This is a genomic window from Pseudomonas sp. 14P_8.1_Bac3 (assembly GCF_025466085.1).
Taxonomy (GTDB): Bacteria; Pseudomonadota; Gammaproteobacteria; order Pseudomonadales; family Pseudomonadaceae; genus Aquipseudomonas.
In genome coordinates this window covers 162585-185222 of the sequence record NZ_JANLOD010000072.1, presented here as the reverse complement: position 1 = coordinate 185222, position 22638 = coordinate 162585, and the positions used below count along the sequence as shown (strand labels likewise).

At 60.4% G+C, this 22638-nt stretch carries 22 protein-coding genes; 7 read left to right on the top strand and 15 right to left on the bottom strand.

Features of this window, described 5'->3' with window-relative positions:
• Window positions 1-18: 18 nt before the first annotated feature.
• Window positions 19-1221 (bottom strand): mandelate racemase/muconate lactonizing enzyme family protein, encoded by a 1203-nt coding sequence (locus tag NTD84_RS26165; protein ID WP_262171703.1) that lies wholly within the window; start codon window positions 1219-1221, stop codon window positions 19-21.
• A gap of 117 nt (window positions 1222-1338) precedes the next feature.
• Between NTD84_RS26165 and NTD84_RS26160 the strand changes: the two genes are divergently transcribed.
• From NTD84_RS26160 to NTD84_RS26150, 3 genes are all read left to right on the top strand, one after another.
• Complete coding sequence (locus NTD84_RS26160; protein ID WP_262171701.1) at window positions 1339-2259, top strand: LysR substrate-binding domain-containing protein; 921 nt, start codon at window positions 1339-1341, stop codon at window positions 2257-2259.
• A gap of 187 nt (window positions 2260-2446) precedes the next feature.
• Entirely contained in the window at window positions 2447-3502 is a 1056-nt protein-coding gene (locus NTD84_RS26155) for an alpha/beta fold hydrolase (protein WP_262171699.1), read from the top strand.
• A gap of 272 nt (window positions 3503-3774) precedes the next feature.
• Window positions 3775-4227, top strand: coding sequence for a hypothetical protein (locus NTD84_RS26150; protein WP_262171793.1), 453 nt, complete (start codon window positions 3775-3777; stop codon window positions 4225-4227).
• A 127-nt stretch (window positions 4228-4354) separates the two neighbouring features.
• Here NTD84_RS26150 and NTD84_RS26145 read toward each other — a convergent pair whose 3' ends face one another.
• The 8 genes from NTD84_RS26145 to NTD84_RS26110 all read right to left on the bottom strand — a co-directional run bounded on the left by NTD84_RS26145 (window position 4355) and on the right by NTD84_RS26110 (window position 11869).
• Window positions 4355-4738: a VOC family protein gene (locus tag NTD84_RS26145; protein ID WP_262171697.1), complete on the bottom strand. Its 384-nt coding sequence runs from the start codon at window positions 4736-4738 to the stop codon at window positions 4355-4357.
• A gap of 53 nt (window positions 4739-4791) precedes the next feature.
• The gene (gene hutH, locus NTD84_RS26140; protein WP_262171695.1) at window positions 4792-6339 is read right to left on the bottom strand and encodes a histidine ammonia-lyase; all 1548 of its coding nucleotides are present in this window, start codon (window positions 6337-6339) and stop codon (window positions 4792-4794) included.
• A gap of 105 nt (window positions 6340-6444) precedes the next feature.
• On the bottom strand, window positions 6445-7221 hold the full coding sequence (locus tag NTD84_RS26135) for an ABC transporter ATP-binding protein (protein WP_262171693.1): 777 nt from the start codon (window positions 7219-7221) through the stop codon (window positions 6445-6447).
• A 4-nt stretch (window positions 7222-7225) separates the two neighbouring features.
• Window positions 7226-7963 carry an ABC transporter permease gene (locus NTD84_RS26130; protein ID WP_262171690.1) on the bottom strand — a complete coding sequence of 246 codons (738 nt, stop codon included), beginning with the start codon at window positions 7961-7963 and terminating at the stop codon, window positions 7226-7228.
• A 29-nt stretch (window positions 7964-7992) separates the two neighbouring features.
• A complete protein-coding gene (locus NTD84_RS26125; RefSeq protein ID WP_262171687.1) occupies window positions 7993-8697 on the bottom strand; it encodes an ABC transporter permease in 705 nt (234 codons plus the stop codon).
• 123 nt (window positions 8698-8820) lie between these two features.
• Window positions 8821-9672, bottom strand: coding sequence for a transporter substrate-binding domain-containing protein (locus NTD84_RS26120; RefSeq protein WP_262171685.1), 852 nt, complete (start codon window positions 9670-9672; stop codon window positions 8821-8823).
• Window positions 9673-9693: 21 nt separating this feature from the next.
• Entirely contained in the window at window positions 9694-10815 is a 1122-nt protein-coding gene (locus tag NTD84_RS26115; protein ID WP_262171683.1) for an FAD-binding oxidoreductase, read from the bottom strand.
• Complete coding sequence (locus NTD84_RS26110) at window positions 10808-11869, bottom strand: aromatic ring-hydroxylating dioxygenase subunit alpha (RefSeq protein WP_262171682.1); 1062 nt, start codon at window positions 11867-11869, stop codon at window positions 10808-10810. Before NTD84_RS26110 ends, NTD84_RS26115 begins: the two co-directional genes overlap by 8 nt.
• Before the next feature lie 166 nt (window positions 11870-12035).
• On the opposite strand from NTD84_RS26110, the gene NTD84_RS26105 reads away from it, so the two are divergent.
• Entirely contained in the window at window positions 12036-12974 is a 939-nt protein-coding gene (locus NTD84_RS26105) for a LysR substrate-binding domain-containing protein (protein ID WP_262171680.1), read from the top strand.
• A gap of 132 nt (window positions 12975-13106) precedes the next feature.
• Complete coding sequence (tspO, locus tag NTD84_RS26100; protein ID WP_262171676.1) at window positions 13107-13547, top strand: tryptophan-rich sensory protein TspO; 441 nt, start codon at window positions 13107-13109, stop codon at window positions 13545-13547.
• A gap of 449 nt (window positions 13548-13996) precedes the next feature.
• Here tspO and NTD84_RS26095 read toward each other — a convergent pair whose 3' ends face one another.
• Together NTD84_RS26095 and NTD84_RS26090 are read right to left on the bottom strand one after the other, a co-directional pair.
• Window positions 13997-14596, bottom strand: coding sequence for a hypothetical protein (locus tag NTD84_RS26095; protein WP_262171673.1), 600 nt, complete (start codon window positions 14594-14596; stop codon window positions 13997-13999).
• 196 nt (window positions 14597-14792) lie between these two features.
• Complete coding sequence (locus NTD84_RS26090; protein ID WP_262171670.1) at window positions 14793-15791, bottom strand: isopenicillin N synthase family dioxygenase; 999 nt, start codon at window positions 15789-15791, stop codon at window positions 14793-14795.
• Between the two features lie 286 nt (window positions 15792-16077).
• Between NTD84_RS26090 and NTD84_RS26085 the strand changes: the two genes are divergently transcribed.
• On the top strand, window positions 16078-16845 hold the full coding sequence (locus tag NTD84_RS26085) for an SDR family NAD(P)-dependent oxidoreductase (RefSeq protein WP_262171667.1): 768 nt from the start codon (window positions 16078-16080) through the stop codon (window positions 16843-16845).
• Window positions 16846-16857: 12 nt separating this feature from the next.
• Window positions 16858-17613, top strand: a complete 756-nt coding sequence (locus NTD84_RS26080) for an SDR family NAD(P)-dependent oxidoreductase (RefSeq protein ID WP_262171664.1) — start codon at window positions 16858-16860, stop codon at window positions 17611-17613.
• Window positions 17614-17664: 51 nt separating this feature from the next.
• Here NTD84_RS26080 and NTD84_RS26075 read toward each other — a convergent pair whose 3' ends face one another.
• Genes NTD84_RS26075 through NTD84_RS26060 form a run of 4 tightly spaced genes read right to left on the bottom strand, consistent with a single transcriptional unit; the run spans window position 17665 to window position 22390 of the window.
• On the bottom strand, window positions 17665-18582 hold the full coding sequence (locus tag NTD84_RS26075) for a DMT family transporter (protein ID WP_262171662.1): 918 nt from the start codon (window positions 18580-18582) through the stop codon (window positions 17665-17667).
• A 43-nt stretch (window positions 18583-18625) separates the two neighbouring features.
• Window positions 18626-19972 carry an NAD(P)/FAD-dependent oxidoreductase gene (locus NTD84_RS26070; protein ID WP_262171659.1) on the bottom strand — a complete coding sequence of 449 codons (1347 nt, stop codon included), beginning with the start codon at window positions 19970-19972 and terminating at the stop codon, window positions 18626-18628.
• A complete protein-coding gene (locus NTD84_RS26065) occupies window positions 19969-21486 on the bottom strand; it encodes an aldehyde dehydrogenase (RefSeq protein WP_262171656.1) in 1518 nt (505 codons plus the stop codon). Before NTD84_RS26065 ends, NTD84_RS26070 begins: the two co-directional genes overlap by 4 nt.
• Window positions 21479-22390: a dihydrodipicolinate synthase family protein gene (locus NTD84_RS26060; protein ID WP_262171653.1), complete on the bottom strand. Its 912-nt coding sequence runs from the start codon at window positions 22388-22390 to the stop codon at window positions 21479-21481. The genes NTD84_RS26065 and NTD84_RS26060 overlap by 8 nt, the downstream gene beginning before the upstream one ends.
• Between the last annotated feature and the right edge of the window lie 248 nt (window positions 22391-22638).

Genomic DNA, 22638 nt, shown 5'->3' with positions numbered 1-22638 from the left:
TACCTCCAAAATAAAAGATCAGGCGAGCGGCAGGCGGCGGAACGTGCCGGGCTTCTGCGCGTCGTGGTATTTGTTCATCGGGCCATGTTCGAGGAAGTGTTGATGACCGTACGCCAAGCGTTCCCGGGACAGGGTCACGCCCAGGCCGTGGCCCTCGGGCACACGCACGGTGTTGTGGCGCGGCACGAACGGGCCCTCTTCGATGACATCCGTGACCTGCATGCGAAATAGCGATTGATTCGGCTCGCGAATCCAGCCCAGTGCCGCGCATAGATGCAGGTACACCGCGCTGCCCACGCCCGAGTCGCCGCTGTAGCACCAGAAGTCGATGCCGGCGTGCTCGCACGCGCCGACGAAGCGCAGCAGTCGGCCAATGCCACCGAGCACCGCCGGGTTGCCGACAATCGCGTCGGGCACTTTCAGCACCATTGCCCGGGCGATGTCGGCGTTGTGGGTGGAAAACGGAATCGAGCAATGACGGCGTAGTTCGACCATTTCTTCGATGGTCGACACCGGGTCTTCCCAGTTGCGCACGCCCAGCTCCTCCAGTGGACGAATCAGTCGACGCGCCGTGGCCAGCGAGTAGGCCTGGTTCGAATCGATGCGCAGCATCACGTCATCCCCCAGGCGCTGGCGGATCAGCTCAAGCATGCGCAGGGACACCTTCGGGTCGTGGGTGGAAAACTTGCCCTCGAAAAAGGTCGTGCCATAGGTCTCGTTGAGCATCACGCAGTAATCGGCGACCGCTTCGGGGGTCTGCTCGCCGCGCACTCGCGTGCCGTCTCGCTGCAGCGGGCCATCGTTGCGCAGGGAAAAGTAGTCGGTGAAGGGAATGTCCTTGCGCACGGCACCGCCCAGCAACTGATAAAGCGGTTGCTTCCAGGCCTTGCCGCGCAGATCCCACAACGCCATTTCCACTGCGCCGAACGCGGTGATGCGCGCGTTGTCGTTGATGCTCTGGACACCGGCGAAGTAAGGCAGGCAGAGGAACTCGGCGCCGGCAATGTCAAACGCGTCGTGGCCCACCAGTTTCGGCGCGATCTGATCGCGAACGATCGCGGCCGCCTGCCACGACGGGGCCTCTCCCAGACCGACCAGACCGTCCTCGGTTTCGACTTCGATGATGGTCGTGGAAAAACCCGGCAGTTCACCGAACACCCAGACATAGGGGGCATCCAGCGGCAGGTTGATGGGCGTGGCAGTGATGCGTTTGATCTTCATCGCGTGGCGGCTCCGGTAGGGACGATAGGTGCCGAATCCATGCGCAAAAGAACGTTATGTGAGCCGACACGACTAAGCTAAGCTCTACGGACATTGGAGTAAACGCGGTAAATTCTCATGCAATCCATGCTTCCAGATCATGCATTAAACAGCCCTGCCTTTCACCGTCGTTTGCCACCGCTGCATGCGTTGGAAGTGTTTGCCGCGGCGGCGCGATGCGGCACCTTCAGTCGCGCCGCCAAGGAACTGTTCGTCACCCAGAGCGCCGTCAGCCGTCAGGTGCAGCAGCTTGAGGAACACTTGGGTGTCCTGCTGTTCATCCGCCATAAAACCGGGTTGCGCCTGACCCCGGAAGCGCAAGCACTGCTCCCCGTGGTCGACGACGCGTTTGCGCGCCTGACCACCCTGTGCAACAGCCTGCGTAACGCCGGCCAGGTGCTGACCCTGCGAATGCCGCCCACGCTCGCGACGCGCTGGTTCCTGCCGCTGTTGCCGGGGCTGCGCACGGTCATGCCGGACATGGACGTGCGGGTGACCACCTACGACGCGTGGGAGCCGCGCTTTGAAGACAGCGACGTGGACGCCGCGATCATTCAGGGTCGAGGGGACTGGAAGGATGTCGAGGCCATCCCCCTGATGCCGGAACGTCTGACACCGGTCTGTTCGCCGGAGCTGGCAAAACAGCTGACCGATCCGGCCGACTTGAAGCATTTGCCGCTGTTGCATTGCTTTCCGGTCCAGGGCTGGAGTCGTTGGCTCGAAGCGGCAGGCATTGAGGGCGTTGCGGCGCATCGCGGCCAGTCCTTCGACACCCTGGACCTGGCGCTGTCGGCGGCGACGCGCGGGCACGGCGTCGCATTGGGCGACCTGAATCTGGTGCGCGAAAGCCTGAACGACGGGGTGCTGGTTGCGCCGTTCGATGTCGAACTCAATCAGGGCGTTTCCTACTTCCTGATTTATCCGTCGCAGCGGGCGCAGCTGCCGAAGATCCGTGCACTGCGGGAGTGGTTGCAAGCGGCTGCGGAGGCGGGTCGCTGACAATCTGAAACCTTGTGAAGGTTGAGCGCAGCGCTTTGTATCTCTGTGTGTACGGCTAGCCTCGGGATACATGAATTTTCACCCGGCCGCCGATTCGACACAGGCCAGATACGTCACCGCGTTCAAATGCACCCAAGGTTTCGAGGGGATCCCCCCCTGGCCAACGGCTTGCAACGGAGACATCACCATGAAGATGGCACTGCACAACAAAAACGGCACATCCCGTCGCCGTCTGGTCGGCTCGTCAATTCTTGCGTTCGCCCTGTTCGGCGCCCTCGGTAGCGCCCATGCGCAGACCGCCGCCACGCCTGACGCGGTGAAGGCTGAGGCCACCTATGCGCCCTCCCCGTTTGGCCCGCTGAAGCATATCAACGCCGGCCTCCTGGACGTCGCGTACGCCGAAACGGGCCCGACCAATGGCCCGGTGGTGATTCTGCTGCACGGCTGGCCGTACGACATTCACAGCTACGACGACGTCGCACCGCTGTTGGCCGCTAAGGGCTATCGGGTACTGATGCCGTATGCGCGGGGTTATGGCGACACGCACTTCCTCTCCGGGAAAACCGTGCGCAACGGCCAACCGGCTGCACTGGCCAGTGACGTCATCGATTTCATGGACGCGCTGAAGATCAAGCAAGCGGTGCTCGGCGGTTATGACTGGGGCGCACGGTCGGCCGACATTGTCTCGGCGTTATGGCCGGAACGGGTCAAGGCGTTGGTCTCGGTCAGCGGCTACCTGATCGGTAACCAGGCAGCTGGCCAGAACCCGCTGCCACCCAAGGCGGAATTGCAGTGGTGGTATCAGTTCTACTTCGCCACCGAGCGCGGTCGTGCCGGGTACGAGAAAAACACCCACGACTTCGCCAAGTTGATCTGGCAACTCGCCTCGCCGAAATGGGCGTTTGACGATGCCACCTTCGACCGCAGCGCCAAGGCGTTGCAGAACCCTGACCACGTCGAGATCACCGTCTTCAACTACCGCTGGCGCCTGGGCCTGGTCCAGGGCGAGAGCCAGTACGAAGCACTGGAGCAAAAACTGGCCACCGCGCCGTCGATCAGCGTGCCGACCATCACCCTCGAAGGCGACGCCAACGGCGCCCCACACCCCGCCCCCGAGGATTACGCCAAACGCTTCACCGGCAAATACGAGTTCCGGCTGATCAGCGGCGGCATCGGCCACAACTTGCCGCAGGAAGATCCGCAGGCGTTTGCCAAGGCGGTAATTGATGCGGACAAGCTTTGAGGTACACCTTTGCAGGCGCTGGGTTGCTGGCGATGGTCGTTGGCGATGATGCGGGCGGTCTGGTTATACGCGGCGGGCTTGAGTCCATCGCCAGCAGGCTGGCTCCTACAGGGGGGTTGGGTGATCTGGTTCTGCTGCGCACACCCTCTTGTCTGTTGCGGGATCTTTGGGTGGAGGGGTTGGCTAACATCGCGCGGGCTGATGCCAAGAAGCGATTGATGGCCTATACCCAATACTCTCGCCTTGCAGTTTTTCAGCACAGGAGGTTCGCCATGAAGCTCATCCATTCACTTGCCGCCCTGATGATCACCGCCAACATCGTTGGCTGTGCCACCTCATCAGGCCATGGAGCGTCCGTTCCCCTGGTGGCCACCCGACCGAACACCGGCCAGATCGGCACTGTAACGCTGACAAGCGAGGGGAAAAGCACCGGCCTCAGCTTTTTCATCAGTGGCGCCCCCAGCGGAACCGTCCTGCCACTGCGCCTCTATACGTTCATCAACAAAGGCAGCTGCCAGCAACCCGGGCCGGTCGCCTACGCAATGAATGATCAGGTAAACACCGAGCGCCAGGCGGTACGCGGCTGGACTTTTTCAAGATACGCACCTGTCGAGCTGTCAGAGCTGCTTGCCGGTGGGTACTCCATCGTCGTGCGAACGGCTCCGGACAGTGGCAGCGTGGATATTTTTTGTGGAGAGATCCGGCAAGCGAGCACGCTGAAATAGCCATGGCCCTTTCGACCCGCCGCCGGTTTGTAGCGATCAAGCATTCCGGTAAATCAAATTGCGCCTGCGCATCACCACTGATCGGAAGATCAAGCAAAGCAAGCCCATTCCCTGGGCTCGCCCCGTTTCAGACAGGTTTGAAGCAATACGCCGCAATCTTGTTGCCATCAAGGTCACGGAAGTAGGCGGCGTAGGCGTTGTCCGCCCAATTCCGTGGTCCCGGTGCACCTTCGTCTTTTGCTCCGGCGGCCAGTGCCGTGCGGTGACTGGCATCGACGGCTGAACGATCGGGGGCTGCAAAGCTGACGGTAATGCCGTTGCCAACGGTTGCGGATTGGCCATTGACCGGTTTCAGCACGAAGAACGAGGGGGCACTGTCGCCCCAGATCGAGCCATATTCACCAAGGTCGGCAAGGCGTTTCAGGCCGAGCGTTCCAAGCACGGCATCATAGAATTCACGGGCGGCGTTCAAGTCGTTGGTGCCGACGGTGACGTGTGTGTAGACAGCCATTCAGATTTCCCCTTGTTTAACAACGATGAATGCGCGAGGTGCGCAATGTTGAATCAGTGGACGTCGATCACCCGGTTGACCGTGGCGAGTATTTCGCCGGAGCGCAGTTGCTCGGTCACCGCGACAATGTCCGGGTAGAAGGCGCGATCGTGCTCGACCGTTGGCACGCGGCTGCGCACCAGGTCGTAAAGTGCACGGGTCGCACTGGAGGCTTTGGCCACATCATGGAAGTCCAGGGCCTGGCAACCGACCATGATTTCGATGGCCAGCACTGACTCCAGCTTGCGCGAAACCTGGTAAGCCTTGATCGCGGCGTTGAACGCAAAGCTGACCGGGTCTTCTTGGTTGCCACAGGTGGAAACGCTGTCCACCGTGGACGGATGGGACAGCACCTTCATTTCGCCAAGCAGCCCGGCCGCCGTGTACTGGACGATCATGTAGCCGTTGTTCAGCCCCGGATTGCGCACCAGGAATGCCGGCATCTCACTGAAGTGCGAGTTGACCATGCGGTCGGTGCGCCGCTCGGAGATCTTCGCCAGGTTGGTCAGGGCATTGCACAGTGTGTCAGCCGCGATGCCGATGTAAGAGCCGTCGAAGTTCGCTCCGGAAATGGCGACGCCGTCGTCCTCGCTGGTCGGGAAGATCACCGGGTTATCACCGGACGAGCCGATTTCGTTCTCGATGCAGGATTGCGCAAAAGCCACGAACTTCTTCGAGGCGCCGTGCACTTGAGGGATCGCGCGCAAGCTGTAGACATCCTGCAGGCGATAATCGATGTTCTCTTTGATCAGTTGGCTATCGCTGAGCAGACGCTTGATGAACCGCGCCGTTTGCGCCTGCTCGGCGTGGGCCTTGACCGAGTGATAACGCTCATCGAACGCGCGAATGGTGCCCTTCAAGGCTTCCAGCGACAGTGCGGAGGCAATGTCGGCCACAGTCGACGCCTGCACCGCGTTGTACAACGCCAGGGTCGCAATCGCCGTGACCGAGGTGGTGCCATTGAGCATGGCCAGGCCCTCCTTGCATTGCAGCGCGATGGGTTGCAGCCCCACCTGGCGCAACGCAGTGCTGCCATCCACCCACTCGCCGCCCGCGACGCTGGCCTTGCCCTCGCCGATCAGCACCAGCGCCAGATGCCCTTCCGGCCCGAGGTAGCCCACCGACCCCTCGCCGGGCGCGAAAGGCACCACATCGTTGTTGAGCAGGCTGGCGATAAGCTCCAGCAGTTCCATGCGAACGCCGGAGTAACCCTTGCCCAGACTGATCAGGATCATCAATTGAATGGCCCGGACTTGCTCGCGGTTCAGCGGTTCGCCGATGGAGACGGCGTGTGAGCGCACGATATTGACCTGCAATGTCTGCGCGTCCTCGGGGGAAATCACGTGACGAACGTTGTCGCCGAAGCCTGTGGTCACGCCATAGACCAAGCGGTTCTCGCCGAGAAATCGCTCGATGAGCTTTCGCGACCGCGAAACCCGGGCGCGGTAGGTGGGCGAAAAGGACACCTTCGCCGAGTAACGGGCGATGGCCACGAACTCATCGATGGAGGGCTCGACATCGCCCAACACCACATTGGAAATCACTTCAGGGTGGACACGCATTGCATTACTTCCTCTGCTCGATAGCCTTTTTCAGGGCGTAGAAAGCCTGTCCCGTCATTGAACAGGCGAAAAAAAAGTTAAAAAATCAAACAGTTATCGGGTGCTTCAGGCCTGGCTCAGGATGAACTTCCTGAAGCGTTCCGAGCTCTGTTCCCGGAACATCTCATCGGGTGTGCCCTGGGCCTCGATCAGCCCCTGATTCATGAACACCACGCGATTGGAAACGTTGCGCGCGAAGCCCATTTCATGGGTCACGACCAGCATGGTCCGGCCTTCCTCAGCCAGCGCACGCATCACTTTCAGCACTTCGCCGACAAGCTCCGGGTCGAGCGCCGACGTAGGCTCATCGAACAGGATGACCTTTGGCCGCATGGCCAGTGCCCGGGCAATGGCGACCCGCTGTTGCTGCCCCCCGGACAGGAACGCGGGAAAGTGATCGCGCTTGTCGATCATCCCGACCTTTTCCAGCAGTTGCTCGGCTTCGTCGATGCACTCGGCCCGCGACCGCTTCTGCACATGCACAGGACCTTCGATGACGTTTTGCAGCACGGTCATGTGCGACCACAGCCCGAAACTCTGGAACACCATGCCCAGCTCAGAGCGGATGCGGTCGATTTGTCGCCGGTCGGCCGGGACCAGCAATTGATTACGCCGACGCTTGAACGCCACGGGTTCCCCGGCGACACAGATCTCTCCGGCGTCAGGGGTTTCCAGCAAGTTGATGCAGCGCAGGAAGGTGCTCTTTCCCGAACCGCTGGCACCGAGGATCGACACCACGTCTCCTTCGTAGGCATCCAGCGAGATGCCTTTCAACACCTCCAGATTGGCGAACGACTTGCGCAAATGTCTGATCTGCAGAACCGGTTCATTTCCCGTAGCCATGCCCTTACCCTCTTCGCATACCGAGTGCGTATTTTTTTATTGTTGGGCGCCCACCGGCAGGCGGCCGGGGAGACAGCCGCCATTCAATCAACGCCAGCGTGCGGACGATCAAGAAGTTCAACAGCAGGTAGATCAGCGCGGCGCACAGGAACACCTCCATCGTCCGGTAGGTCTCCGAGATGATCCGTTGCGCCACGCCAGAGACTTCGTAAACCGTCACCAGACTCGCCAGCGACGTGGCTTTCACCATCAGGATGACTTCCGTCGAGTAAGCCGGCAGGCAACTGCGCAAGGCGATAGGGATGATGATCCGCCGGGCCAGCAGCCAGCCGGACATGCCTGTCGCGCGGGCGGCCTCGACCTGCTGCGGCGGCACCGCCAGCAGGCCGCCACGAAAAATCTCCGCCATGTAGCCGGCCGTGCACAGGGCCAGCGCGATCACTGCGCAGGTCACCGGCTCACGCAATACGGGCCAGAACAGGCTCTGGCGCACGGCCTGGAATTGGCTGAGGCCGTAGTACATCAGGAACATCTGGATCAGCAGCGGCGACCCGCGGAACAGAAAAACGTAGCCGCGTGCCACATGCCGCAGCGCGGCGACATGACACACGCGCAACCAGACCACGAGCATGGCCAGGAGCGTGCCGATGATGACCGAAGCAGAGAACAGCGCCAGCGTCATGGGCAGCGCCTGCAACAGTTGCAGCAGCGTGCTGGATAAGAAAACGGTGTCTATCAACATGATGGGCTCCTCGATAGCGTTTCTGCCGGTCAGCTACGGCGCAAGGTTCTGCCGACGTACCGTTCGGCTCTGGAAAAAACCAGGCCGGACGCCCCGGTCAGCACCAGGTAAAGCGCGCACCCGGTGAGAAAGAACAGCACGAACTGGCTGGTGGAAGCCGCCGCCACTCGACTGGCCCGCATCAGCTCGACCAGCCCGGTGACGGAGATCAGCGCCGAATCCTTCAGGCTGATCTGCCAGACACCGCCGAGTCCCGGCAGGGCATAACGCAGCACCTGCGGCACGATGACCCGTCGCAAACGCATGAGCGTCGGCATCCCGATTGCCTTGGCGGCCTCCAGCTCGGCCCGCGACACCGCGAGGAAAGCCCCTCGATAGACTTCGGCCTGGTAGGCCCCCGAGACCACGCCGAGGGCCAGCGCACCGACGAGAAAGGCCGGGATGCTGATGAACCCTTCCGCGCCGAACAGCCTCCCGATCCCGCTTACCAGCGCCGAGCCGCCGTAGAAGAACAAATAGATCACCAGCAACTCCGGCACCCCGCGAAATACGGTGGTATAGAGATCGCCAAGCAGGCGCAGAAGCAGGCTTTCGTGGAGTTTCGCCGCCGCGACCAGGGTGCCGAGTACGGCACCGACCAGCAGCGCGGCGAGTGTCACCAACAGCGTCATGAGGGCAGCCATCAGCATGACCCCGCCCCAGCCAGACGCGCTAAATCCAATTAAATTGCTCACGTGTACACCTACTGATTAACCGAGGCAGGAAGACGGCCGTAGAGCCCGGCCGCAGCCGAAGTGCGTGCATCGATCCATCGGCGCGACGCCGTGCATCAAGGCGTGCGCCGATGGATGGGTCGGTCAGTGGCTGGGCGGTGTGAAGTCGTGCTTGAACCATTTCTGGCTCAACCGGTTGATCGTCCCGTCGTCGATCAGCGAAGCGACCGCTTTGTCCAGTTTAGCCTTGAGCTCCGGTTCACCCTTGCGGATCCCGAAAGCTTCGCCCTCACCCCAGATAGGCCCATTGATCGCCGGGCCGACCAGCACCACGCCGCTGCTGGACGGCTGGGCCATTTCCCCGGCAAGAAAGCCCATGTCCTCGAACACCACGTCCACACGCCCGCTCTTCAGATCCATGAGCGGTTCCGGCGGCGTCTTGTATTCACGGATGGTGGCAACGGCATCGAACTGATCGTGGATGAACTTGGTGTACACCGTGCCGGACACGATGCCGATCACCTTGCCCTTCAGCTTGGCACGCAGGTCTTCGACCGCCGGGGCGTCCTGCTGCGGGTTGCCGCTGAGGCGCAACGTGCCGCGGTGCATGTCGATCTTGCTGGAGTCCATCGCGATAAACGTGGCCGGCGCTTTGGTATAGGGGCGGGAAAAGTCGATGACTTGCTTGCGGGTGTCACTGATGGCCAGGGCGTCCATCACCACATCGAACTTGCCCGCCTGCAAGCCGGGAATCAGTCCGTCCCAATCCTGGGCAACGAGGGTGCAACGGGCCTGCATGCGCTCGCACAGCACCTTGGCCATTTCCGGTTCGAAGCCGTCGAAGCTACCGTCGGGCAACGTCCGGTTCCACGGTTCATACACCCCTTCCGTGGCGATCAGGATACTGTTCCAGTCCTTGGCCTGGCTCGTCAGCGAGACGGCCGAGCACAACATCAACAACGAATAGACGGCGAATACGGTTTTGTTGTTTTTCATTTTTATTCTCCGATGCAAAAACTACTGAAGGTCACCCAGCGCCAGGACCACCGAGGACGTCGGGCGGGTACAACAGAGCAACACCTGACCTGGCTCCGGCTCGATCAGCGGTGCTTCGATGTACTCGACGCTGCCGCTGACCAGCGGGGTCAGGCAGGTATTGCACAAGCCGGCGCGACAGCTGAACGAGGGCGACAATCCGGCCTGTTCGGCGAGCTCCAGCAGCGAATGACAACCTTGATCCCACGGTACGCTCCGGCCGGAAGGATCGAATCGCACACTCATTTGCGTATCGGCCACCGGCTGTGCGTCAGGCTGGGTCGGGGCCGGCGCGGGAGTCGGTTCGTCTTCATCGAGGATCGTCGCCGGACCAAAGAACTCGTAACGAATCCGTGCCTTGTCGATGCCCAACCCTCGCAGCAAGCGCCAGTTGGCCTGCATGAACGGGCGGGGCCCGCAGAGGTAGACGTCGTAATCGTCGAGCGGCAGCAAGGCTTGCAGGTTCTCGCGACTGATCAGCCCGCTGCTGTGATGGTGGCCGAGTTCCAGGTCATCGCGGTTCGGCGTGCGATAGCAAAAATGCACACGGATGTTCGGGCGCGCGGCGGCCAACGCCAGCACCTCCTGGCGCAAGGCGTGCACCGCACCGTCTTCACAGGCATGAATGAAATACACCGGCCGCGCAGAACCCGTCGCCAGGCGATGCAGCATGCTCACCATCGGTGTCAGCCCCACGCCTCCGCTGAACAACACCACGGGACGCTCACTGCTTTCATCCAGCACGAACTCGCCGCTGGGACCGGCAATTTCCAGTTGTCCGCCGACGTCCAGCGACTCGTGCAAGAAGCTTGAACCGACGCCCGCCGGCACGTCGGGAAGGTGCACGGGCGCCCTTTCATGCTTGACGGAAATACGCAGCTGCGACGGGTCGTCCGGGTTTCCGGACAGGCTGTAGGTGCGCAACACCTGTGCGCCGCCCGCCAGTGGAATGCGCACCACGATGAACTGGCCGGGGCGGAACGTCAGGTGGGAATCGTCCCGCACCGGCCTGAGCACAAACGAACTGATCGTCGCGCTCTCGCGTACTTTCTGGGTCACGACAAAGTGCGTAAAACCTTTCGTGGCGCTAGCCGGCTCACGCATGGACGTGTGCCTCGTTCGACAGTTTCAGGCCTGCAGCATCCTGCTCGAGGCGGATCAGTGCCTCCATGCCCCGACGAAACCGCAGCGGGCCGGAATCGATGGCCAGGTCGATGTTGGGCGTGGTGCGCCTGGCCATGCCGGCATGCACGGCCGTGAGGATCACTCGGTCCTCTTCGAAGGCTCTGCGCACATCGCTGGCGAATTGCCGGGAAACGTTCTCGTCGTCCGCATCGAAGTTGCGCAACTGGAACCAGTAATAGCGAGTGTGCGACTCGTCGACCGGCGTCATGAAGTTATAGGAGTCCATCAGGAATGCTTTTTCATGCACCGGAGCATTTTCGCCAGCGGTGCCTGCCGGTGTCAGCACGCCTTTGATGATGGCGTGGGCCGGATAACGCACTTCGTAATATTGCAGGCGGTCGCAGCGACCTTCGAACTTGAGGTATTTGGTGTAGAACGGCGCCACTTCGACGTCGTACAGCCAGCGCGAAACCACCACGCCGTCGCGATTGACCTGGGTTTGCAGCGGTTGTGACTCACAAGCCGAATTGCCGAAGGTGGACTGATGCACCCAGGCGACGTGCGACGGGTCGAGCAGGTTGTCGGTCATGAACAGGTAGTTGCATTCGATGGTCATCGAGTCACCGCGGTTCAGGCCCCAGTGCGGGTCCTGAAATTCCGGGATATCGAGAATTTTCGCACGGTCAGCCTTGGCGGGATCTCCCATCCATACCCAGATCAAGCCATAGCGCTCTTCTACTGGATAACTGCGCACGTGGGCAGCTTGCGGCACGCGCGATACGCACGCGGCCTTTACGCATGTCCCCGAACCGTCAAACGTCAGGCCGTGGTAGCCACATTCGACCACATCACCGTGCAGCCGACCCATCGACAACGGCAGCTTGCGATGCGGACAGGCGTCTTCCAGCGCCACCGCCTCGCCGTCGGTCTTGCGGTACAAAACGATGGGTTGGCCAAGGAGGGTCGTGGCATGCAAGGCATGCTTGACTTCAGTGTCCCAGGCAGCGACATACCAGGCGTTTTTCAAGAACATGGCTCGAAGCTCCGTTGTTGTTGTAAGTACCAGCGGGAGGTGGCTGGACGTCTTGAAGGAGATCGTAGGTCTGCCAAACCCAAAAGAATAGATGTGCTTTTCTGTTGCTTTTTATAGTTTTCCTAAACTATAAAATCAGCCTGACTTTTACTTTCCTGGATCAACCATGAGCTACCTTCCTCCCCTGCGGGCCCTCGAGGTATTTGAAGCCGTCGGCATCTGCGGCGGTATTTCCCAGGCGGCAAAACGGCTGGGCGTTTCGGCTGGGGCGGTCAGCCAGCAGATGAAAGTGCTGGAAGACGCCGTCGGCCTCAGCTTGACGGTCAAGGAAGGTCAGCGCCTGCGCCTTAACGCCACCGGACAACGTTTCCACGAAGGCTGCTGCGAAGCTTTCGAGCGGCTTCGGGCCGCCACCGCCGAGCTGGAACGGTCGAAAAACGCCAGCAACCTGTACGTCAGCGCCCTGCCCTCTCTGCTGTCCAAGTGGCTGGCACCGCTGGTCGCCGGCTGGCAAGCCGAGCACCCAGGCCTGAGCGTGTACCTGGACGGCACCCACACCGAGCCGTCGAAGGCGGATGCCAATGGCATCGACTTCCGGATCAGTTATGGCGAAGGCATGCAGGACAATCACCACACCCTCGAGCTTTTCCGTGACTGTGTGATCCCGGCGTGCAGCCCGGTGCTGCTGGCTGCACACGGGCCTCAGGTGGCAGTGGATGAACTGCTGCGCTTTCCGCTGCTGACCATCGACTGGCGCCCGAAATTCGAATCGCCACCGTCATGGCCGGAATGGTCGGCGCAAAACGGCATGGCCGATGTCGCCATTAACAACAGCCGGATTTTTTCCCTTTCGAGCATGGCCATCCAGGCGGCAATCGAAGGCCACGGCATGGTGCTGGCGCAGTACTCGATGATCAGGGACGACGTCGACAACGGCCGCTTGATCCTGCCCTGCCGGCACGCCATGCCGCTGCCCTCGTCGTACTACCTGAGCTGGAACCCCAGCACTTTCCACAAGGCGCAATGCCGGGAATTTCATCGGTGGATGATTGCTCGCGGGCGGGAGCAGCAGCATCTTTCGGATCAGTTGATCGCCAACGGCTGATGGATGACAGCCCCGGCCACCAGAGAAAAGTCATTCCTCAATCCAAACTTTTCACGTGCCTGGGCGTCCTTCTTACATACGGCCGACACTGGCGGTGTAACCCAAACATCTGATCTCAGCTAAGGACAAGCGATGACCTTTCTCATTTTTCTCCTGGCCTGCGCCGCCGCGGCAAGCACCGGCCTCCTGTTCAAACCGGGCGAGTGGTATGAAACCCTGGTCAAGCCGAGCTTCACGCCACCCAACTGGCTGTTTCCGCTGGCCTGGTCGATCATCTACCTGTTGCTGGCCTGGGCCGGTTACCGGTTGACCCTGATCCCTGGCAGTCAGGTGGTGCTGGCGTTATGGGCGGCGCAGATTGCGCTGAATACGCTGTGGACACCGGTGTTCTTCGGCGCACACCACGTTTTCGCCGGCATGGTGATTTTGACGCTGCTGTGGCTGGTTGTGGCGGCAATGGTGGTGATGGCGTTGCAGCTTGACGTCATCACGGGCCTGATCCTGTTTCCATACCTGGTGTGGCTGTGTGTAGCCGCGGCGTTGAATTTTTCGATTTTGCTGAATAACCGTTGATGACGAGCTTCGAATAGGACTCCGAAGCGCCCTGGATTGTGCGTGTACCCCGGTTACACGACACCTGCCAGCGATGGTCTTCAACGATGACGCGGGCGGTCTGGTGCTACGCGGCGTGCTTGAGTCCATCGCCAGCAGGCTGGCTCCTACAGGGGTTGGCGGTGTCTGTGGTCCCGGGATTCGTGGGGAACCTACAGTCTGGCCTTGCGCTTCTGCACCGGTGGTCACCGTGTCTGGTCGGCCTTTGGTGGCGGTCTATACTGAATTTCGGTTTGCTGTTTTTGTGCCTTACAACACGTCGACACCCGAGCGCGCTACCGCGCCCTGTGCCAATCGTCAACGTAACCAGCCATAGCCCATGAGCCGTTCGCCCGGATCCTTTGACCGGTCGAGTTCAATCGCCCTCCGGCTCACGGGTCGAGGAAAACATCATGATACGTAAGCTTTTTTCAGGCATTGCATTGGTGCTCGCGGCCGCAGCGGTAACGCCCGGTGCCTGGGCCGCGGAGACAAGAGCGTTGGCGTCGGATGGCGCGGATCATGTGGGTGCTGGCGCTGTCGCGGCCGATGGTGCCGATCATGTCGGGGCTGGCGCTGTCGCGGCCGATGGTGCCGATCATGTCGGGGCTGGCGCGGTCGCGGCCGATGGTGCCGATCATGTCGGGGCTGGCGCGGTTGCTGCCGACGGTGCCGATCACGTCGGAGCTGGTGCAGTCGCATCTGACGGTGCCGATCACGTCGGAGCTGGTGCAGTCGCATCTGACGGCGCCGATCACGTCGGGGCTGGCGCAGTCGCATCTGACGGTGCCGATCACGTCGGGGCTGGTGCGGTCGCGGCCGATGGTGCCGATCATGTCGGGGCTGGCGCTGTCGCGTCCGATGGTGCCGACCATGTCGGGGTTGGTGCGGTCGCAGCCGACGGTGCCGATCACGTTGGGGCTGGTGCGGTCGCGTCCGACGGTGCCGATCACGTCGGAGCTGGCGCTGTCGCATCTGACGGCGCCGATCACGTCGGAGCTGGTGCAGTCGCCGCCGATGGCACGGACCACGTCGGTACGGCCCGATATGCGTACTCTCGCATGGGCGTGGGCTCGGATCAGGTGGCCTCCTCACTCATGGGCAGCACCTACTCCGAGCAGTTCAACACCCCGATCAGCAACCCATAACGTGAAAATGGCGCGGTCTCCCGCGCCATTTCCCGCTTCAACCGCTGGCCCGGTCATGCGTTCTCGGCGCCCAATCGGATCAACCGCGTCCCACCTGCTCGATGCCTTTAAGGTGTTCATAGCTGTCAACGAATCGCTTGAACTTGTGCTGACCACAGGTGTAAGCCTCATATTTTGCAGGCACGGCTTCAGTGACACAGGTAGGCACAGGCGCCACCACCGCATCGAAATCCAGATCAATGAAGAACGGTATCGAGTAGCGCTCCAGACCGCTGGTATTCACAACGCGATGCATCGTCGAGGTGTAGCGATCGTTGGTGAGGGTTTGCACCAGATCACCGATATTGACGATAAACGTGCCTTCAACGGGTGGAGCGGTGACCCACTCCCCTGCCCGATTCCTGACCTGCAGGCCGCCCACGGCATCCTGGGACAGGACCGTCAGGAAACCGTAGTCGGTGTGAGCGCCAATCCCGATCTCCTCTTGGGAAATCCTTCCGATCGGCGGCGGGTAACGCAAGATTCGCTGGATCGTGATGGGCTTGCGTTGACGGTGCTCGAAATAATCTCGTGGCAACCCCAGGCTCAGCGCGATCCCGCCAATGAGCAGGCGTGCGAGATTCAATACAGCGCCATGGTACTCATTGGCCACCTTCTCGAATTCCGGCAGTTCATGAGGCATTTGGTTAGGACCGAAAAACGGCGATACCTCATCGTAATGAGCACCGTAATCAAAACACTCCTTGAAATCGCGAGTGTTGGCGGGGTCCACGTTTTCCGCATACATCGGTATATAACCGCGCAATGTAGGCCCGGAGTTGACGATGTTAAGTGTGTTCTTCTGTTCAAACTCAAGCTTGAAAAAACGTTTGGAGAGCGTGTACATGCTGTCTATCAGTTGCTGTCCGACACCATGGTTTTTTATATAAAAAAAACCAATCTTTTCACAGGCCTCACCTATTTGACTTGCCACTAGCGCCGGGTTCTCGCCACTGAGGAGCGGCCCTATGTCGATAACTGGAATTTCAGTGAAAGCTGTTTGTTTGCTCGCCAGACGAATATCCAATAACTCTGTCACTTTGCTCTCCTTTCCGAAAAATCAATAAGGTCGAACGAGCCAGGCCAGTCCTCGTTTCGACGGATGTTAATCCTCGGATTTTTCTCGCGCAAGCAAAATGTACATGTGTGTCACCTTAAATTGACACCAATGCACACTTACTTTCAATTGTCCTCGAGGAGCCCGCTGCTGCGGCACTTTTCAGATAACGCCACGTTATCTTTGGCACGGTAAAAAAGTCGTTGGACGCTACAATCCGTTGAGATCGAATAATGGCGACGCCAAACAACTACCAGGCAGGTTGCCCATGAAATTCAATAATAAAGTGGTGGTCATTACCGGCGCTGCCGGCGGCGTCGGACAGGCGCTGGCGTTATTGTTCGCCCGAGAAGGCGCAAAGCTGGTTTTGTCCGATCTTGACGAAGCCGGTTGTCAATCAATTGCCAACAAAGTTAGTGACATGGGCGCGCAAGTGCATTACCTGGCAGGCGATTTACGCCGAAAAGAATATTGCGAAGCGATTGTCCAGACCGCCGTCGGTATCTTTTCGGGGATCGATATCGTATTGAACAATGCGGGCATCATTCCCCGCGGCACCATTGAGGAAACCACTGACGACATGTGGTTCGATGCCATGGGCGTCAACCTCAATGCCGTGTTCTTTATTTGCCGCGCGGCGATCCCGCACATGAAAAGCCGCCCCGGCGCCGCCATCGTCAACACCTCCTCGGTCTGGGGTATTTATCCAGGCCCTGCCCACGTGGCGTATTGCACCAGCAAAGGCGCGGTCGCGGCGCTGACCAAAAATCTGGGACGCGATTGCGCCCCCCTGGGCATCCGTGTCAACGCCGTGTGCCCGCACGAAATAAATACCCCGATGATCCGCAGCGGCTTTGAACGGCGTGGCCTCGATCCGGACAAAGCCGTGCAGGAACTCAACAAGAGTGTGCCACTGGGGCGTATCGCCGAGCCTGAAGACATTGCCGATGTCATCGCTTTTCTGGCGTCCGACGAGGCCAGGTACATCGCCGGTGAAACGGTGGAAGTCACAGGCGCCAAGCCGGTGTCCGGCTAAGGAGAGGCAGCGATGCTCAACGGTAAAAATGCAGTGGTGACCGGCGGCGGCAGAGGCATTGGCCGCGGCATCACCGAACGACTGCTTGAGGCGGGCGCTTCAGTGATCATCGCCCAACGCCAGGCACTGGACGCCGACTTGCGCGACCATCCTCGGGTGCATTTCGTCGAGGCTGACCTGGCCTCGGTCGAGTCACCCGGCTTGATCGCTCGTTTCGCCGAGGAGCACCTTGGCGGGGTCGACATATTGGTAAACAACGCCGGGTTCATGTTCGAGAAATCCATCGACGACATGACCGAACAGGACTGGGATCGCATGATGGCGGTCAATCTGCGGGCGCCCGCGTTTCTGTGCAAGGCGTTGGTGCCGCAGATGCGTCAGCGAGGCGGTGGCAGCCTCATCAACATCGGCTCGATCGAAGGGCTGGGCGCCAACCCGGAACATGCCGCCTACTGCGCCTCCAAGGCCGGGATCCATGGGCTGACCCGAGCCTTGGCGGTCGATCTTGGCCGGGACGGCATCCGCTGCAATGCCATCGCCCCCGGGTGGATCAATTCCGAGTTGAGTGATGCCTATCTCGCCACTCAAGCGGATCCCCGTGCGGCGCGCCAGGCACTGCTGCGCCTGCACCCGGTGGGGCGTACCGGTTGGCCCACGGACGTTGGCGCGACCGTGGTTTTCCTCGCGTCGGAGTCATCGGCCTTTATCACCGGGCAAGTGCTTGTGGTGGATGGAGGTCGCACGGCAAAACTGCCACTGCCGTTTTGATCGAGGCACCTCGACCTGCGACGCAGCACCTCCGTCGCAGGTCCCACCGGCTTAGCCCTTCGCTTTTATCGCGTACAGTCCCGCGAGAATCACCAGGCCTGCACCGACCACCACCCAGGTATCCGGACGCTCGGCAAAAACAACGACTCCAATCAGCGTGGCGAACACCAGAAGCGCAAAGTTGAAAGGCTGCAGGGTGGATGCGGGCGCGTATTTCAGTGCTTGAATGAAGAGAATCTGTGCGACGACGCCCGTCAGGGACAGGATCCCCATCAACAGGCCCTGCGCGGGCGTTGGCGTCACCCAGGCAGGCAACCCCGCAAACGTGACGGTCAGGGCACCGACGCTAGCGATGTACAGCATGTTCGTCGCAAACGAATCGTGCTGGCTGATCCGGCGCGTCAGGACGTTGAACACCGCGAACCCCAACGCCGCCAGCAGCGGGATCAGCGCGGCAGGCTCAAAGACGCCTGCACCGGGTCGAAGGATGATCAGCGTACCGGTGAACCCTATGGCGGCGGCAATCCAGCGCCGCAAACCAATGAACTCTCCCAGCACGGCCCCCGCCAAGGCCAGTGTCATCAGCGGGAATACCGCATAGAGCGCGTGCATTTCGGCCAGGCCCAAATAGCGTAGGCCCACGGCAAACAGCAGCGCCTCACCTACCGCCAACAGCGCCCGAATGATTTGCAGACCCGGGTGCCTGCTTCGAAACGACTGCCTGACCCCTCCTTGATAGAGGGCATATCCAAGCGCTAAAACCAAAAACACCCCGTAACGCACCATGACCAACTGAGCCACCGGGAGGTCTTTGACCAGTACCTTGGTGATGCCGTCCTGGCTGGCATAAATCAGCATGGAAAGCAGGCAAAGGAAAATCCCCAGTTGAGGCCTTGCGGCGCCGGGGTCCGCAACAACGGTGGGTGTGATCAAGCGCGCCGTGTTTCTCATGCCCTCCTCGTTTCTCATGAAGCATTCCGTTCAGGTGGGAAAAGCAGAAGAATCACGCCGGTTAACTTTCTCGCCCGGCCCAGAATTCATGCCAGCGAATAACAGAACTGACCCCCAGTTTCGTGATGAGTTTGGGTGGCAACTTGCTGGGCCCCGGGGCATGACTGAAGCTGTCGAGAAATGCCGAACGCGTGCCGGACGCCAACTCCGCAGCCATCACACCGGCCAGGGTACTCTTCACCGTTCCCAGTCCGTTTTCGCAGCACGCCGAAAACAGGTTTTCTTCAATTTCGCCAAAAGCTGCAGCGCTGTTACGGCTCAGGCATAGCCGCCCCGCCCAGCTGAATTCCAGCGCCGTGGATTTCAATTCGGGAAAGCGCGCATCCAGGGAATGCCGCTGCTCCCTGGCCACCGCCGCAACACGCTCCGGCGTGACCTGAATACTCGGTTCATAGGTAAACTTGGTTCGGATGACGATCCGCGAGCGCCCGTCCGAGGAGATCTTGCGAACCGTGGCCCCCATTGGATCTGCTGGCAACAACGCCCATTGGGCTTTGCCCGGCGAGTCTTTCCTGAATTCTTCATCGCTGTAGGCAGCGGTCATTGAAGCGTACGTGAAGACGTGCAGCAGGCGTCCCTGATAATGGCCAAAGTCTTCAATGTGACCGTTCACCCCGAGAATAACCTTGGGTGCGTGCACCGTCCCGTTGTGAGATCGGGCGCTCCAGCCACTTCCGTTCCTGATTAATTCAACAATCGGAGAACGCTCAAACAGGCTGACTTTCCCTGCGAGCCCCGCTGCCAGATCGCGGATGTATTGCGCGGGCTGAATCATCACCGCGCCGGGCGTGTAGATCCCGCCGTGGTAATAGGTGGATCCGGTGATTTCACGCATTTGTGCGGCATCCAGCATCTCGAACTGCTCGCCAATGCGCTCAAGGGACCTGGCGTAATTGACGTTCAGTTTCAGGCCGCGCTCAGTGGCGGCCGCGTTGATCTTCCCCGAGGGGTCGAACGTGTCTGCGGACATGCCGTATTCCCGCGCCGCTTGCGCAGCGAATTCGATCGCGAAACGATTCTGCGTGATTTCCAGCGCCGTTGCCGACTCACTCGCCACGGAATATTCCCCGGACGACAGACTGTGCGGCACGTCGATCATGAAGCCCGAGTTCCTGCCCGCCGGCCCCTTGGCGACTTCATGCGCATCGACCACCACAATGCGGTCACCCGGGTGTAACTGTGAAAGTCGGCGAGCGGCGGACAGGCCGGCAAATCCGGCGCCGATAATCAGCCAATCCGCCATTACGTCCCCATCAAGCATGCGCACCGGCGCCGTGCGTGTGGAAATGGCCTCCCAACCCGAAACCCCGGTGTCGACCGGCAGGCGCTTGATGGTGTGGCGGCTCATTTTTCGGTCTCTTCATCCGAGCGATCCGAGACATCGATCCAGATCGTCTTGATTTCGGTGTACTGGTCGTGGGCAAAAATGGATTTGTCCCGGCCACCGAAGCCCGATTCCTTGTAGCCGCCAAAAGGCGTCGAAGCGTCGCCTTCACCGAAGCAGTTAACAGTGACGATGCCGGCGCGAATCTCCCGCGACAACTTGATGGCCCGGCGCAGGCTGCCGGTGTAAACCGAGGCCGCCAGGCCGTACAGCGTGTCATTGGCAAGGGCAATGGCTTCGGCAAGCGTGTTGAAGGTGGTCACCGACAGAATCGGGCCGAAGATCTCTTCCTGGAACAACTTGTTGTCGCGACCCACGCCGTCAATCACGGTCGGCTCTACAAAGGCACCGTCCCGGGTAGCGCCACCGTAAACCACTGCAAACTTTGCAGCGACGGCGTGCTCGAGGTACGACTTCACCTTGGCGAAATGCTCGGGGCTGACCAGCGACCCGACGCGGTTTTGCGGGTCGAGGGGGTCGCCCATTTTCCATTCGCGGATGTACGCGCCCATGCGCTCCAGCAGTTCGTCCTTGACCGATGCGTGGACGATCAGACGCGACGTCGCGGAGCAGTTTTCCCCCATGTTCCAGAACGCGCCGTTGACCACATGCTGTGCGACGAGGTCGAGGTCTTGCGCATCGTCCATCACCACCGCCGGGTTTTTCCCGCCGCATTCGAGCACGATGCGTTTCAGGTTGGAATCGGCGGCGTAGTGCAGGAAACGGCGACCGGTCGCGGTGGAGCCGGTGAAGCTCACCATGTCGACATCAGGGTGCAGGCCAATCGGTTCACCGACTTCTTTGCCGGTGCCGGTGACAATATTGAGCACGCCGGCGGGAATTCCCGCTTCAAACGCCAGCTGCGCGACACGCAACGTGGTCAGCGAGGTTTGCTCGGCAGGCTTGACGATCACCGAACAGCCCGCCGCGAGGGCCGGGCCGATTTTCCACGCCAGCATCAGCAACGGGAAGTTCCAGGGCAATACGCAGCCCACCACGCCGATCGGCTCGCGGACGACCAGGGTCAGTGCGTCGCCGCCCACCGGGGCGGTGTTGTCGTAAATCTTGTCGATCAATTCCGCGTGCCAACGCAAGGTGTGGATCGTGTCCGGCACGTCCACCAATTGGCACTCGCTCACCGGTTTGCCGCTATCGAGGCTCTCGAGAACGGCCAGTTCGTGTTGATGGTTTTCCAGTAGGTTGGCGAACTTCAGCAGGACCGCTTTGCGCTCCCGGGGCGCAATCGATCGCCAGCGTCCGTCCTCGAACGCCTGCCTGGCATTGCTCACGGCCACGTCGACATCGGCGGCCGAACACGCGGCAACATCCGTCAGAAATTCGCCCGTCGCCGGATTGTGGGTGGCGAATGTTTTGCCGGAGATGGCGGGCGTGAACGCGCCATTGATGAACGCCCTGGATGGCAGCGCAATGTCTTTGGCCAGCGCGGCATATTCGGCCTTGCTCAGAAGATCACCCATGACTGGCTCCCGAAGTAATGGTGGCTACCGTGCGTTTAAGCTCGGCGATGACCGATGCAAGGCTTTGCTGTTCCTGCGCTTCCAGTGGCTGAAGCGGTGAGCGCACGTCACCGACTTTCAGCCCGGCGACCTCGCAACCGTACTTGATCGACTGCACGAACTTTCCCCCGTCCAGGGCGTTCATGAGTGGCATCATCGCCGACATGATTTGCCGGCCTTTGTCGAAGTCCTTTTCGATCACGCAGGCTTCATACAGCGCCACGTGTTCTTTGGGCAGGAAGTTGGAACCGGCACACACCCAGCTTCGGGCGCCCCAGGCAAAGAATTCGAGCGCTTGATCGTCCCAGCCGCAGGACAGGCCGATGTTCGGAAACTGGCGCGCGAGCAAATGCACACGCCCCATATCGCCGGAGCTTTCCTTGATGGCGACAACGTTCCTGCATTCACTGACGCGAGTGAGGTAGTCCTCGTCCATCGACACGCACATGCGCCCCGGATAGTTGTAAAGCATGATCGGCAACTCGGCGGCGCGGTCGATGGTCAGCGCGTGGATCGCGTTTTCCTTCGAGGTGGGCAGCGCGTACGGGGGCGACGTGACGAGGATGGCGTCCGCCTTGATGGCTTTGGCATCCCTCGCGTACTGAACGGCGTCTTCGGTGCGAATGGCACCGGTGCTGACGATCAGTTGTACCCGTGAACCGATGACGTCTTTGGCGTAAGCGGCCAGCTCGGTGCGTTCTTGCGCAGTCTGCGCATAATATTCACCGGTCGACCCGCCGATAATAATGCCGTGTACCTTCGCCTCGATCAGCGACTCCAACACTTGCGAGTACACACGCCAGTCAATCTCCCCGTCGGTGTTATAAGGCGTTACTGCGGGCGTGTAGATACCTTCAAATTTCAAGATAAATGCTCCGAATGTGAGTGACGTGGAAGATGGCTCTAATAAACGTCGGCCGACGTTTACAAAAGACTTTCCGAGACCTTTTAGTGGCTAGTTGAGTTAACAGTTGAATCCAGACTGGCATGGGCCCGTAAGGTGGTCAATAGAGTGACTGTCAGGTTTATGCACTTAAAAGCGCGCAGGGCTGCTCGCACGAATAATTAATTTACGTTGATATTCATAGAGTTAACTTTTCATTCCCGAAACCA

Bases quoted from the DNA above. Each gene is read 5' to 3' on its own strand.
- NTD84_RS26145 (WP_262171697.1), bottom strand. From the start codon at position 4,738: ATGGCTGTCTACACACACGTCACCGTCGGCACCAACGACTTGAACGCC.
- NTD84_RS26110 (WP_262171682.1), bottom strand. From the start codon at position 11,869: ATGTTCTTGAAAAACGCCTGGTATGTCGCTGCCTGGGACACTGAAGTC.
- NTD84_RS26085 (WP_262171667.1), top strand. From the start codon at position 16,078: ATGAAATTCAATAATAAAGTGGTGGTCATTACCGGCGCTGCCGGCGGC.
- NTD84_RS26075 (WP_262171662.1), bottom strand. From the start codon at position 18,582: ATGAGAAACGAGGAGGGCATGAGAAACACGGCGCGCTTGATCACACCC.
- tspO (WP_262171676.1), top strand. From the start codon at position 13,107: ATGACCTTTCTCATTTTTCTCCTGGCCTGCGCCGCCGCGGCAAGCACC.
- NTD84_RS26120 (WP_262171685.1), bottom strand. From the start codon at position 9,672: ATGAAAAACAACAAAACCGTATTCGCCGTCTATTCGTTGTTGATGTTG.
- hutH (WP_262171695.1), bottom strand. From the start codon at position 6,339: ATGCGTGTCCACCCTGAAGTGATTTCCAATGTGGTGTTGGGCGATGTC.
- NTD84_RS26160 (WP_262171701.1), top strand. From the start codon at position 1,339: ATGCAATCCATGCTTCCAGATCATGCATTAAACAGCCCTGCCTTTCAC.
- NTD84_RS26080 (WP_262171664.1), top strand. From the start codon at position 16,858: ATGCTCAACGGTAAAAATGCAGTGGTGACCGGCGGCGGCAGAGGCATT.
- NTD84_RS26165 (WP_262171703.1), bottom strand. From the start codon at position 1,221: ATGAAGATCAAACGCATCACTGCCACGCCCATCAACCTGCCGCTGGAT.
- NTD84_RS26070 (WP_262171659.1), bottom strand. From the start codon at position 19,972: ATGAGCCGCCACACCATCAAGCGCCTGCCGGTCGACACCGGGGTTTCG.
- NTD84_RS26065 (WP_262171656.1), bottom strand. From the start codon at position 21,486: ATGGGTGATCTTCTGAGCAAGGCCGAATATGCCGCGCTGGCCAAAGAC.
- NTD84_RS26150 (WP_262171793.1), top strand. From the start codon at position 3,775: ATGAAGCTCATCCATTCACTTGCCGCCCTGATGATCACCGCCAACATC.
- NTD84_RS26115 (WP_262171683.1), bottom strand. From the start codon at position 10,815: ATGCGTGAGCCGGCTAGCGCCACGAAAGGTTTTACGCACTTTGTCGTG.
- NTD84_RS26130 (WP_262171690.1), bottom strand. From the start codon at position 7,963: ATGTTGATAGACACCGTTTTCTTATCCAGCACGCTGCTGCAACTGTTG.
- NTD84_RS26155 (WP_262171699.1), top strand. From the start codon at position 2,447: ATGAAGATGGCACTGCACAACAAAAACGGCACATCCCGTCGCCGTCTG.
- NTD84_RS26135 (WP_262171693.1), bottom strand. From the start codon at position 7,221: ATGGCTACGGGAAATGAACCGGTTCTGCAGATCAGACATTTGCGCAAG.
- NTD84_RS26105 (WP_262171680.1), top strand. From the start codon at position 12,036: ATGAGCTACCTTCCTCCCCTGCGGGCCCTCGAGGTATTTGAAGCCGTC.